Annotated in this window: 10 protein-coding genes; 7 read left to right on the top strand and 3 right to left on the bottom strand. The window is 50.9% G+C overall.

Going from position 1 to position 12,588, the window contains the following annotated elements:
* The first annotated feature begins 1 nt into the window (after nt 1).
* Nucleotides 2-1,453 (top strand): DUF1501 domain-containing protein, encoded by a 1,452-nt coding sequence (locus tag ACO0LD_RS27310; protein WP_423011901.1) that lies wholly within the window; start codon nt 2-4, stop codon nt 1,451-1,453.
* A gap of 61 nt (nt 1,454-1,514) precedes the next feature.
* Here ACO0LD_RS27310 and ACO0LD_RS27305 read toward each other — a convergent pair whose 3' ends face one another.
* Entirely contained in the window at nt 1,515-2,435 is a 921-nt protein-coding gene (locus tag ACO0LD_RS27305; RefSeq protein WP_423011899.1) for a glutaminase, read from the bottom strand.
* Between the two features lie 37 nt (nt 2,436-2,472).
* Nucleotides 2,473-3,039 carry a dCTP deaminase gene (gene dcd / locus ACO0LD_RS27300; protein ID WP_186945400.1) on the bottom strand — a complete coding sequence of 189 codons (567 nt, stop codon included), beginning with the start codon at nt 3,037-3,039 and terminating at the stop codon, nt 2,473-2,475.
* A 312-nt stretch (nt 3,040-3,351) separates the two neighbouring features.
* Here dcd and ACO0LD_RS27295 point away from each other — a divergent pair, with 312 nt between their 5' ends.
* From ACO0LD_RS27295 to ACO0LD_RS27270, 6 genes are all read left to right on the top strand, one after another.
* Nucleotides 3,352-5,679 (top strand): YgiQ family radical SAM protein, encoded by a 2,328-nt coding sequence (locus ACO0LD_RS27295; protein ID WP_423011897.1) that lies wholly within the window; start codon nt 3,352-3,354, stop codon nt 5,677-5,679.
* 175 nt (nt 5,680-5,854) lie between these two features.
* Nucleotides 5,855-6,136, top strand: coding sequence for a hypothetical protein (locus ACO0LD_RS27290; protein ID WP_423011895.1), 282 nt, complete (start codon nt 5,855-5,857; stop codon nt 6,134-6,136).
* 197 nt (nt 6,137-6,333) lie between these two features.
* Nucleotides 6,334-7,438, top strand: a protein-coding gene (prfB, locus tag ACO0LD_RS27285) for a peptide chain release factor 2 (RefSeq protein WP_423011893.1) whose coding sequence is annotated in 2 segments (ribosomal slippage) — nt 6,334-6,414 and nt 6,416-7,438 — 1,104 coding nt in all. Because the reading frame shifts where the segments join, the coding sequence is not laid out codon by codon here.
* A 91-nt stretch (nt 7,439-7,529) separates the two neighbouring features.
* Complete coding sequence (lysS, locus tag ACO0LD_RS27280; protein WP_423011891.1) at nt 7,530-9,071, top strand: lysine--tRNA ligase; 1,542 nt, start codon at nt 7,530-7,532, stop codon at nt 9,069-9,071.
* 85 nt (nt 9,072-9,156) lie between these two features.
* The gene (locus ACO0LD_RS27275) at nt 9,157-10,944 is read left to right on the top strand and encodes an ABC transporter ATP-binding protein (protein ID WP_423011889.1); all 1,788 of its coding nucleotides are present in this window, start codon (nt 9,157-9,159) and stop codon (nt 10,942-10,944) included.
* Nucleotides 10,945-11,073: 129 nt separating this feature from the next.
* The gene (locus ACO0LD_RS27270; protein WP_423011887.1) at nt 11,074-11,547 is read left to right on the top strand and encodes a cupin domain-containing protein; all 474 of its coding nucleotides are present in this window, start codon (nt 11,074-11,076) and stop codon (nt 11,545-11,547) included.
* A gap of 23 nt (nt 11,548-11,570) precedes the next feature.
* Here ACO0LD_RS27270 and ACO0LD_RS27265 read toward each other — a convergent pair whose 3' ends face one another.
* Complete coding sequence (locus ACO0LD_RS27265) at nt 11,571-12,563, bottom strand: NAD(P)/FAD-dependent oxidoreductase (RefSeq protein ID WP_423011885.1); 993 nt, start codon at nt 12,561-12,563, stop codon at nt 11,571-11,573.
* Between the last annotated feature and the right edge of the window lie 25 nt (nt 12,564-12,588).

The following is a 12,588-nucleotide window of genomic DNA, read 5'->3' as shown; positions in this document are numbered from 1 at the left end:
CATGACTAAAGTGAATGCTTCGCGCCGCGAGTTTTTACGCGTATCTACTGCCCTTGGTGCTACTGGTGCTGCTGGTGCCGCCAGCTTGCCCTTTGCCATCAACCTGGCAACCATGGGCTCTGCAGCTGCACAAACTTCATCCGGTGGTTATAAGGCCCTGGTGTGCCTGTTCCTGTATGGCGCCAATGATCATGCGAACACGGTGCTGGCAACTGATAGCACGTCCTGGAGTCAATACACGACCGTGCGTACCACCAACGAGGCAGGATCAATAGCCCTGCCCGCTGTCGGCAGCAATGGCGGTGTTTTACCTATCAGCCCGACGACATCCCAGGCTGGCCGCAGTTTTGGACTACACCCACAACTGGGGCCGTTAAAGAGTTTGTTTGACAGTGGCCGTGCAGCTATATTAAGTAATGTCGGCCCTTTGATCGTGCCAACCACCCTGGCGCAATACAAGGCTGGCAGTGTACCCTTGCCACCAAAACTGTTTTCCCATAATGACCAACAATCACTGTGGCAAGCCTATGCACCAGAGGGCGCGGCTTATGGCTGGGGCGGACGCATGGGCGACATGCTGGCTTCCAGCAATGCCTATCCGGTGTTTACGGCGATATCAACTTCTGGTAATGCCGTTTTCCTCGCTGGACGCACCATCAATCAGTATCAAGTCAGCGCGTCGGGCGCAGTGCCTATCGGTGGCCTGACCGGCAGCCTGTTTGGTTCCAGCGCAGCTGGTAATCCCTTAAAGAATATCATCGCGGCGGACACTGCCAATCTGTTCCAGAAAGAACATGCAGCAGTCACAAACCGCTCCATCAACGCACAAAGCTTGCTGAGCCCTGCAATGGCTCCTGCAGGGGCCACTGGCGTCCCCAACCCTACCCAATATACCAATCCTAACAATGGTAACCTGGCGACCAATGGTCTCGCATCCCAGCTACAGACCATCGCCAGGATTATCGCCGGACGTAGCGCCCTGGGCGCACAAAGACAAGTATTCTTTGTCAGTCTGGGTGGATTCGATACGCATGATTTCCAGCGTACTGCACACGCGGATTTGATGGCAAGACTGGCTCACGCCATCAGTTATTTTGATGGCGTCATGGGTAACTTGCAGGGCACGGATATGCGCAAGCAAGTGACATTATTCACGGCTTCGGATTTCGGCAGAACCTTTACCAGTAATGGCGATGGTACCGATCATGGCTGGGGCTCACACCACTTTATCGTGGGCGGCGCGGTCAAAGGCAACAACATTTATGGCGATTTCCCGGTAACAGGGCTCAAACATAGCCTGGATGTAGGCTCGGGCAGCTTGCTGCCACAGGTTTCGGTCGATCAGTATGGCGCTACGCTGGCGAACTGGTTCGGACTGAGCACAAGCCAGATTAATGATATTTTCCCGAATATCATTAATTTTTCTAACCGCAATCTGGGTTTCCTGGCTTAAGTAGTACCTGCCATTGCGTGCTTGGGGCATGCAGTGGCAACTCAGCGCCAACCACAAGAAATCAGAATATAGACCTGGCCGTCAGGGTAGTAAAACGTTCCAGCGCATAAGTACCCGCCAGCGAGTTGCCGGTTGCATCCAGCCCAGGTGACCAGACCGCTACAGCAAGCTCCCCCGGCACCAATGCCAAAATACCACCGCCTACACCACTCTTGGCTGGCAAACCCACACGATAAGCAAAATCACCCGCTGCGTCATAGGTGCCACAAGTCAGCATCAATGCATTCAAGCGTTTGGATGAACTGGCATCCAGAATTTGCTGCCCACTCCAGGGTACACTGCCATGATTGGCGAGAAAGCTACCTGCCTTGGCCAATTCAGTACAAGTCATGGTCAGTGAGCATTGACGGCAATAACTGTCGATAACGGTTTTGACAGGATTATGCAGATTGCCAAAATCCTTCATCAAATGCGCTATCGCATAATTCCGGTGCGCGGTCTGACGTTCAGACTGGGCCACTGCGACATCAAAATCGATAGTAGGTTCGCCCGATATGGTTCTGGCAAACTGCTGGACGGCAATGTCCGACTGCACAAAGCGAGCCGACAAAATATCGGCAATGACCAGCGCACCCGCATTGATAAATGGGTTACGCGGCTTGCCACGTTCATATTCAAGCTGCACCAGCGAGTTGAAGGGATTACCGGAAGGCTCGCGCCCTACCCGCTCCCAAATTGCATCGCCTTCACGGGAAAATGCCAGCGCCAGCGCAAACAGCTTGGTCACACTTTGCAATGAAAATTTTTGCTGGCTATCACCAATAGTGTAGGTGCGGCCATCCAGGCAATACACTGCCATGCCAAAATGCTGGGCCGACACTTTGGATAATTCAGGAATATAGGAAGCCACTTCCCCCTGAGACAATAAAGGCTGGACTTCAGAAAAAATGGTCTGAAGTATGGCTGCGTAATCCGGCTGCATGAATTTCTTGTATTGAGTCTTGTATTCAGTCTTGAATTCAGGTTTTCGGCAAAGTTACGCCAACTTGTCCCTGATATTTACCGCCACGGTCTTTGTAGGATGTTTCGCAAACTTCATCACTTTCAAAGAACAGTACCTGGGCACATCCTTCACCTGCATAAATCTTGGCGGGCAATGGTGTGGTATTGGAAAACTCCAGCGTCACATAACCTTCCCATTCAGGCTCGAACGGTGTGACATTGACGATAATGCCGCAGCGCGCATAGGTCGATTTGCCCAGGCAGATTGTCAATACACTGCGCGGAATACGGAAATACTCCATCGTGCGTGCCAGCGCAAATGAATTTGGAGGGATGATGCAAACATCACCTTTGAAATCAACAAAGGATTTTTCATCGAAATTTTTTGGATCAACAATGGTGCTGTTGATATTCGTAAAAATCTTGAATTCGTCTGCGCAGCGTATATCGTAACCATATGAAGAAGTGCCATAGCTGACGATGCGATTACCATCACGTTCACGTACCTGGCCAGGCTCAAACGGCTCTATCATGCCAGTTTGCTCTGCCATACGGCGTATCCACTTGTCTGATTTGATGCTCATGTACTTCTCCTGCCAAATTGATATTGGCGCGATTTTACGCGAAAACAGCTATATCTAATATGGAATTAGCTCTTAAAAAGATAAACAAATTCGAAAAAATTTGCATCAATCAGTCCATGTAGCGTGATCGTAGAGACGCTTTAAAGCAACTCTGGCAATTATCCAAAATCGGGCAAGGCTTACCAGATCCTTGAATCACAAGAATAAATTATTAACAAATATGTCATCGCATTTGCATGCAAGCTTTTGATTTTTCAGAAGAATTTCCTCATCGTCGCGCAAAACCGGCAGCTTTCCGGTACAATTCCTCCAATGAACGCTCAGCCTAAAAATCTATTCTCCTTCCCCCGTTTCCGTCCAGAAGTTGGCGGGAAAAATACTGCACCATTTCTCCCTATGTCACGCGCCGAAATGGATGTGCTGGGTTGGGATAGTTGCGACGTTATCCTCGTCACTGGCGATGCTTATATCGACCATCCCAGCTTTGGCATGGCACTCATCGGCCGCCTGCTGGAGCATCATGGTTTCCGCGTAGGCATCATCAGCCAGCCTGACTGGCAATCTGCCGATGCCTTCCGTGCACTGGGTAAGCCGAATCTGTATTTTGGCGTTACTGCCGGCAATATGGATTCCATGGTTAACCGTTATACGGCTGACCGCAAGATTCGCTCTGAAGATGCCTATACTCCGGATGGCGACCGCACCAAACGCCCGGACCGCGCCCTGGTTGTCTACGCTCAGCGTGCCCGTGAAGCTTACCCTGATGCCAATATAGTCGCTGGCAGCATAGAAGCCAGTCTGCGTCGTATTGCGCATTATGATTACTGGTCTGACAAGGTAAGACGTTCCGTCTTGCCTGATTCAAAAGCCGACATCCTGTTGTTTGGCAATGCAGAACGCGCACTCATTGATCTGACGCACCGCCTGGCAAATGGCGAAGCCATCAAGGATATTCGCGATTTACGCGGTACCGCCTTCATGACGCCACGTGGCTGGCTGCCAGATGAAGAATGGACAGAAATCAATTCTGTCAAAATTGATACGCCTGGCAAAGTCGAGACGCATACAGATCCGTATGCAATGATCCCCGAAAAAGAGGCGAAATGCGCCACGGGCGATGCGCCTGCTGCTACCGCCATCTCTACGGAAGCCAAACCCGAAGTTAAGGCTGACGTTGTACAGCTGCAAGCAATACGTATCATGAGTCGCGAAGAGCGCCAGCTCATGCTGCGCAATAAGCAGCATAAATCGGTCATACGCCTGCCGTCATTTGATGAAGTCAAGGACGATGCCGTGCTGTATGCCCATGCCTCTCGCGTATTCCATCTCGAAGCCAACCCCGGCAATGCCAAGGCATTGGTACAAGGCCACGGTGACCGCGATGTCTGGCTAAACCCGCCACCATTGCCGCTGGCCATGGATGAAATGGATGGCGTGTATGACCGCGCCTATGCACGCGCCCCCCACCCTGCCTATGGCAAGGCCCGCATACCGGCTTGGGAAATGATACGTTTCTCTGTCAATATCATGCGTGGCTGCTTTGGTGGCTGTACTTTCTGTTCAATTACCGAACATGAAGGCCGCATCATACAAAGCCGCTCTGAACCATCGATTTTGCGCGAGATAGAAGAAATCCGTGACAAGGTCAAAGGCTTTACTGGCACTATCTCCGACCTTGGTGGCCCGACAGCGAATATGTACCGCCTGGCCTGCAAGGACAAGAAGATAGAAGAATCCTGCCGCCGCCTGTCTTGCGTGTACCCGAGTATCTGCTCCAACCTGGGCACTGATCACAGCAAGCTGATTTCGATTTATCGCAAGGCACGCGCGCTCCCTGGCATCAAGAAGGTCTTAGTGAGCTCCGGCCTGCGCTATGACCTGGCAGTACGCTCACCAGAATATGTAAAAGAGCTGGTGACCCATCACGTCGGTGGCCTGCTGAAGATTGCGCCTGAGCATACCGAAGCTGACACTTTATCCAAAATGATGAAGCCCGGCATAGGCAGCTATGATGAGTTCAAGGCCATGTTCCAAAAGTATTCGAAAGAAGCTGGCAAGGAACAATACCTGATCCCTTACTTTATCGCGGCCCATCCAGGCTCTACCGATGAAGACATGGTGAATCTGGCTGTCTGGCTCAAGAAAAATGATTTCAAGCTGGACCAGGTGCAAACCTTCATGCCTACCCCTATGGCGCTGGCAACCACCATGTACCACACCCGCAAGAATCCACTCAAGAAAGTTACTGCGGATTCTGAAGTGGTGGAAACGGCACGCTCAGGCAAGATACGCAAGCTACACAAAGCTTTGCTGCGCTATCACGCACCAGAAAACTGGGAAATCATCCATGAAGCCCTGGTACGTATGGGCAGACGTGACCTGATAGGTAGCGGGCCGAGGCATCTGATACCCCTGCGCCAGCCCCATATCCCGATTACCATAGATGAGAGCGGCATTGCCAATGGCAAACGGGTAGCGGCGCCAAAAATCGATACTTTTGGCAAAAAATCTTATGCGCGTGCTGCAGCAAATGCAAAAACGACACCGGGCAAACCCGCAGCGACCAGTTCAGCAAGGCCTGGCCTTGCATACAAGTCGGCAAAACCTAAAACTGCAGCCAGCAAGACCGGTCGACGCTAATAAAGCAAGGTCAATCTGACAAAAGAATGAAAGCTGTGTTGACCTGTATCGGTCAACACAGCTTTTTTTTGACCTGACTCTTTTCATACCTCGCCACTGATGTAGAATCAAATCATCACTTGCCACCAAGTCCAGTTGGCCTGCACTAACACTACAGGGAGGAAGTATGAAACACATGAAAACAGTATTAATACTTGAGCATACTGAAGAGGTTTTCGACAAGCTTACCTGTGATGTTTGTGGCGCAGAATCCAAATGGGATGAGAACTGGGCTGCGAAAGAGCATGAAAAGTCCATCACCACCGTACAACTGGAAGAGGAAGAATCATTCCCCCATGGCGGCCAGTCAACCCAGACGCAATACCATATTTGCCCATCTTGCTTCAAAACTCATCTGGCTAAGTGGATGGAAAGCCACAGGGAAACCAAGCCTACCGTTACCAATTCAGTCTGGTAGCTTATAAGTTGAGTGCCAGGCTGAATACTGGGCTGAGTGATGAACTAAACACCGTCTTGGCAAATAATCCATTAGACCCTGGCAAATCTGTCGGGGGTTTTATCCAATTAGAGCATATCCAAGTGAGCAATTTGCATCAAGCGTGTTACAGCAAGGTATAATGCAAGGTTTGATTGCATTAGAAAAGTATACCTATCATGGAAGCTGAACGCCTCAATAGCCTGTCCGCCCTGCTCGCCGACCTGACCGTCCGCGAAGCCGAACTCCGGAGGTATCTTTGACTTCGATATCAAGTCAGAGAAACTGGAACAAGTCAACGCTGAACTAGAAGACCCTGCCGTCTGGAATGATCCCAAACGCGCCCAGGAATTAGGCAAAGAAAAAAAATCCCTGGAAACTGTCGTCAATACGCTGATCAAAGCGGATAGCGGCCTGCGTGATGCGAATGACCTGTTCGCCATGGCGCGCGAAGAAAATGACGACGATACGCTGGAAGCCATAGAAGTCGACGCGCAAGGATTGCGTGAGCTGGTTGAAGGCATGGAATTCCGCCGCATGTTCAACAACCCCATGGACCCGAACAACTGCTTTATCGATATCCAGGCTGGTGCTGGTGGTACTGAAGCACAGGATTGGGCATCGATGCTGTTGCGTCAATATTTGCGCTATTGCGAACGCAAGGGTTTCAAAGTCGAAATCATGGAACAGTCTGACGGCGACATCGCTGGCATCAAGACTGCCACGTTGAAAGTGGAAGGCGAATACGCCTATGGCTACCTGCGCACAGAAACCGGTGTACACCGCCTGGTACGCAAGTCACCATTTGACTCCAACAATGGCCGTCATACATCCTTCTCCAGCCTGTTTGTCTACCCTGAAGTAGATGACTCGTTTGAGATCGATATCAATCCGGCAGATGTGCGTACCGATACTTACCGCGCCTCTGGTGCCGGTGGTCAGCATATTAATAAAACCGATTCCGCTGTTCGTTTGACGCATGGCCCTTCGGGCATCGTTGTCCAATGCCAGAATGACCGCAGCCAGCACAGGAACCGTGCTGAAGCCTGGGAAATGTTGAAGGCCAAACTGTTTGAACTCGAACTGCGCAAGCGCATGAGTGAAAAGCAAAACCTGGAAGACTCCAAGACCGACGTAGGCTGGGGTCACCAGATCCGTTCTTATGTACTGGATCAATCCCGCATTAAGGATTTACGCACGAATTTTGAATCAGGCAACACCAAAGCAATTCTGGATGGTGACCTGGATGAATTCATCGCGGCATCCTTAAAGCAAGGCGTTTAATACATTGCTTACAGTGCGCAGGCGATCGCCTGCGCAGCCTTAAAGAATCAAAACCTGCAGGCCAGATGCCTGCCCTCCCTTAGGGAAAATTATGTCTGAAATAAATAATAGTGTGGCACCTGCCGAAGAAGTACCCGTTGATGAAAATTCCATCATGGCAATTCGTCGAGCAAAACTGGATGTTATCCGCTCCAAAGGAGTAGCATTTCCGAATGATTTCCGCCCGCAACACAAGGCTGCGGACCTAGCAGATAAATATGGCGCAATGAGCCGTGAAGAACTGGAAACACTGAATATTGAAGTCAGTGTTGCTGGCCGAATGATGCTCAGCCGTCCTGCAGGTAAAAAAGCAGCATTCGCGACATTGCAAGATGCCTCAGGCACCAAGGCAGATGGCCGCATTCAGCTATACATCACCACCGACAAAACTGGCGAAGCGGAAATGGAAGCCTTCCGTCACTACGACCTGGGCGACATCCTGGGCATAGAAGGTGTTCTATTTAAAACCAAAACCGACGAATTGACAGTCAAGGTCACGACCTTGCGCCTGCTGACCAAATCCCTGCGCCCCTTGCCAAATAAATTCCATGGCCTGGCCAATCAGGAAACCAAATACCGCCAGCGTTATGTCGACCTCATCATGAGCGAAGACACTCGCCGCACTTTCAAGGCGCGCACGGCAGCCATGAACTCTATCCGCACATTCATGAACAGCAATGATTTCATGGAAGTGGAAACACCAATGCTGCACGTGATACCTGGTGGCGCAGCAGCCAAGCCTTTCATCACCCACCACAATGCGCTGGACATGCAAATGTATCTGCGTATCGCGCCCGAGTTGTATCTGAAGCGTCTGGTGGTTGGTGGTTTTGATCGCGTATTCGAGGTCAACCGCAACTTCCGCAACGAAGGTGTGTCACCACGCCACAATCCAGAATTCACGATGATGGAATTCTACGCAGCCTATGTCGATTACAAATGGCTCATGGACTTTACTGAGCAAGTCATCCGCAAAGCTGCGGAAGATGCACATGGCACAGCCGTATTGACTTATCAAGGTCGCGAACTGGACTTGAGCAAACCCTTCCAGCGCCTGACTATCGTTGGTGCCATCAATAAATATGCGCCGGGTTACACCGACGAACAATTGCATGATGCTGAATTCATCAAGACAGAATTGCACAAATTTGGCGCGAAGCCTTTTGCCACAGCTGGTCTGGGCGCATTGCAACTGGCCCTGTTTGAAGAAACCGCAGAAGCACAATTGTGGGACCCGACGTATATCGTTGATTACCCGGTTGAAGTCTCGCCGCTGGCACGCGCATCTGACACAGTTGCCGGCATCACTGAGCGTTTCGAGCTGTTCATGACAGGTCGTGAAATAGCAAATGGCTTCTCGGAATTGAATGATGCAGAAGATCAGGCAGCACGCTTCCAGGCACAGGTTGCGGCAAAAGATGCTGGCGATGAAGAAGCCATGTACTACGACGCAGATTACATCCGCGCCCTGGAATATGGCCTGCCACCGACTGGTGGTTGCGGCATAGGCATAGACCGTTTGATGATGTTGATTACTGACTCACCTAACATCCGTGACGTAATTCTGTTCCCGCATCTGCGCCGGGAAGATTAATAATTGACATAGTCAAGCATAAATGACGAAGGGACTGTAGAATTTGCAGTCCCTTTTTGTTTTCTGCAATCAAGTAAATCCTGCCATGCCACCAATCCACCCGCTTAAAAAACTCTTGAATTATGCCAAGGCCTATAAAACAGATTTGCGCCTGGCGACCATTTATTCGATATTGAACAAATTCTTCGATGTACTGCCAGAAGTCTTGATTGGTGTTGCAGTCGACATCGTCATCAATGGTGACAAGAGTTTTCTGGCAAAACGGGTACTTGGTGGCTTTGGCGTTACCGACACCTGGCATCAATTGATGTTTCTTGGCGCTGTCAATGCCCTGATCTGGGGTGGTGAATCCTGGTTTGAATATCTGCTGTCCATCAAGTGGCGCAAGCTGGCGCAAAACCTGCAGCATGATTTACGCCTGGATACTTATGACCATGTACAAAAACTGGAGATGGCTTATTTTGAAAACCAGCGCACTGGCAACCTGATGTCCATCCTCAATGAAGACATTAACCAGATGGAGCGCTTCCTCAATGGAGGGGCAAACCAGATCATCCAGGTTATCTGCTCCTCCGTCATGGTCAGCGCGGTGTTTTTCACTTTACAGCCCTCTCTTGCTGTTATCTCCTTATTGCCAGTACCGCTGATATTGATAGGCGCATTCTGGTTTCAAAAACGCCTGGCACCGCGCTATTCTGAAGTGCGCGAAGCTGCTGGCGACGTCAGTGCCCGCCTGAATAATAATTTGCTGGGCCTGGCGACCATCAAAGCCTTTGCCACAGAAAGCTTTGAAAAAAACCATATCGCCGAAGCCAGTAATGCCTATCGCCAGGCCAACAGCAATGCCATTGCCATCAGTGCCGCCATTACACCAGTAATTCGCATGGCGATTCTGGCTGGCTTTACCGCTACCCTGGTCTACGGTGGCTGGCTGACTTTACAGGGTGAGCTGGCTGTCGGTGCTTATTCAGTACTAGTCTACCTGACGCAGCGCCTGTTGTGGCCCATGACAGGGCTGGCAGAAGTAGCTGATATGTACCAGCGCTCCATGTCTGCCATAGATCGCGCCATGGGTTTGCTGGACACTAAAATCAATATCCCGTATGAGGGTAAACATGTTGCACCAGCACAGATCAAAGGCGACTTGCAGTTTGATAAAGTCGACTTTGCCTATGGCGACCAAAAGACATTACAGCAAATCAGCCTGCATATACCAGCAGGTAAGACAGTCGCCTTTGTCGGCTCCACTGGCTCAGGCAAATCCACCCTGGTGAAATTACTCTTGCGTTTTTATTCTGCGCAAGCCGGGAAAATCACACTCGATGGCACAGAGATCAACGATATCAACCTGCAAGACCTGCGTCGCTGCATAGGCTATGTCGCGCAAGACAGCTTCCTGACCGATGGCACGATAGCTGACAATATTGCCTATGGCATGCAAGATGCGGATGATGCCGCCATCAGAGATGCTGCGCAGGCAGCAGAAGCCATGGAATTCATTTCCAAATTACCGCTGGGTTTTGCTACCCGCATCGGTGAGCGTGGCCAGAAATTATCCGGGGGCCAGCGTCAGCGCTTGGCACTGGCCAGAGCTATTTTAAAAAATCCGCCCATACTGATACTCGATGAAGCCACCAGTGCCGTCGACAATGAAACCGAAGCAGCGATACAACGCAGTCTTGATGTCGTCAGCCGCAACCGCACCACCATCGTCATCGCCCATCGTTTATCCACGGTACGTCAGGCAGATTGCATACATTTGCTGGAGGCCGGCAAAATCATGGAAAGTGGCACGCATGAGGAATTGCTGGCGCTGGATGCCGGCTATGCTGCCCTGTGGCGTTTGCAAACAGGTGAACGTGCTCATATATAATTTGAGTCAGTGATAATTTGAGTCAATGTGAAAATTACAATATTATTAAATAACTGCTTGTAATTTAACTTTGTTTTTCATACTGCATTAAAACTCAGTGTTACTCTTACAACAAGGAGAGCATAAAGCATGAAAAAATCACTGACGATAGGCGTAGCAGCAGCTTTGCTTACCTTGCTGGGGGTCACCTCCTACCAGGCTATCGCCTATGTCACGCAGGCACAGCCAGCAAGTGCTACGGCTGTTAACTTGCCGGTCAAACCCTTTGAGGTTGATCCCTCCTGGATCAAGGAAGGCAAGCCAAATTTTCGTGCGGCAGAATTTTTCAAATCACATGATGGCGATACCAGTTCGGGAATCTTCGAGTGCGATGGCCCATCTACCTTCGAATGGCATTACCAGCTTGATGAAAGCATCTATGTGCTTGAAGGTGGCGTGGATATTGAATATGAAGGGAAAAAGTTTTCCCTGAAGCCAGGCGATACCGTACTCTTCCGCGCTGGCACGACAGCACTCTGGCATGTACCCAAAGGTATACGCAAAAGCTGGACCCTGCACGACGCTGGCAAACCCGCACGCGGGCTCGCCAGCTTGCTCAAATAAGCCGACAATAAGTCAGCAGCAAGTCAGGGAATTGCCTTTGCCAGTGCCAACGCACTAAGGAAGGCATTTTCCACCTTGCCTGCACCGTCAAGGCCAGCGGCAAACCAGTCTCCGCAGACGCCTATACCCTGCTTGCCATTCCATAAGAAATCAGAATCCACTGGCTTTACTGCCTCGGCATAACGCCAGCGATGCACAACAGCATGGATGGGTTGTATCCACGAACCTGTGGCTTCATGAAAGGCCTTGGTCAGTTTTTCTTTCACCCTCTCGTCGTCATCTTCCAGATGCTCAATACTCCATGCCTGGCTTGCATGGCAAACCCAGCGCTCGCCAGCCCTGTGCAAAGGCTTGGCATCATCATGCGCTATCCAGCCAAGGCGGGAATTATTGATCCAGGCACCGTCATAAGGCAGGTCCAGTGAAGTCTGGAAACCCAGCATCAAGGTCCAGCACGGTGCCAGATGCGCCTGCTTGGCCTGTTTGGCCAGGGCTGGCACCACGCTCAGTAAAGGTTCGGCCTGGTCTGCAGGTATCGCCAGTATCACCGCGTCAAACGGCCCGGCGGTTGCAGCAATCGGTACCGTTGCTGAGCGGATGGACAGCAACCATTGCTTGCCATGCGCTTCCAGTGCACTCACCTGCTGCTCTGCACGCACGTCAAGACCATGCGCCAGTTGCTTGCCCAGGGAACTCATGCCAGGTACAGCGATATAACGTGTACCACTGCGCCCCGCAGGCTTGCTAGTACCGGCTTCCAGCGTTGCCAGCTTGGCCGTCCAGGGAACGACCCAGCCAAATTTTTTCCAGTCTGCAATTTCTTTTTTAAAGCGGTCAGAGCTGGCGGTGAAATATTGCGCCCCATGATCAAAACCACCTAACTCTGTGTGTCTGGTACTCATGCGGCCACTGACACCCATGCTCTTTTCATACACAGTGACATGATGACCTTGCGCCTGCAATTGACGCGCAACTGTCAAACCTGCTAATCCGGCACCAACAACAGCGATTTGCATATTATTTTCCTTATCTAGCGTCCAA

It is taken from the genome of Undibacterium sp. Ji83W (assembly GCF_049340385.1).
In the GTDB taxonomy this organism is placed as follows: Bacteria; Pseudomonadota; Gammaproteobacteria; order Burkholderiales; family Burkholderiaceae_D; genus Undibacterium.
This window is presented reverse-complemented; position numbering and strand designations above follow the sequence as displayed.

What these genes read in the sequence shown, in the direction of transcription:
- ACO0LD_RS27295 (WP_423011897.1), top strand. Translation starts at nt 3,352, where the DNA reads ATGAACGCTCAGCCTAAAAATCTATTCTCCTTCCCCCGTTTCCGTCCA.
- ACO0LD_RS27270 (WP_423011887.1), top strand. Translation starts at nt 11,074, where the DNA reads ATGAAAAAATCACTGACGATAGGCGTAGCAGCAGCTTTGCTTACCTTG.
- dcd (WP_186945400.1), bottom strand. Translation starts at nt 3,039, where the DNA reads ATGAGCATCAAATCAGACAAGTGGATACGCCGTATGGCAGAGCAAACT.
- ACO0LD_RS27265 (WP_423011885.1), bottom strand. Translation starts at nt 12,563, where the DNA reads ATGCAAATCGCTGTTGTTGGTGCCGGATTAGCAGGTTTGACAGTTGCG.
- ACO0LD_RS27290 (WP_423011895.1), top strand. Translation starts at nt 5,855, where the DNA reads ATGAAAACAGTATTAATACTTGAGCATACTGAAGAGGTTTTCGACAAG.
- ACO0LD_RS27310 (WP_423011901.1), top strand. Translation starts at nt 2, where the DNA reads ATGACTAAAGTGAATGCTTCGCGCCGCGAGTTTTTACGCGTATCTACT.
- lysS (WP_423011891.1), top strand. Translation starts at nt 7,530, where the DNA reads ATGTCTGAAATAAATAATAGTGTGGCACCTGCCGAAGAAGTACCCGTT.
- ACO0LD_RS27305 (WP_423011899.1), bottom strand. Translation starts at nt 2,435, where the DNA reads ATGCAGCCGGATTACGCAGCCATACTTCAGACCATTTTTTCTGAAGTC.
- ACO0LD_RS27275 (WP_423011889.1), top strand. Translation starts at nt 9,157, where the DNA reads ATGCCACCAATCCACCCGCTTAAAAAACTCTTGAATTATGCCAAGGCC.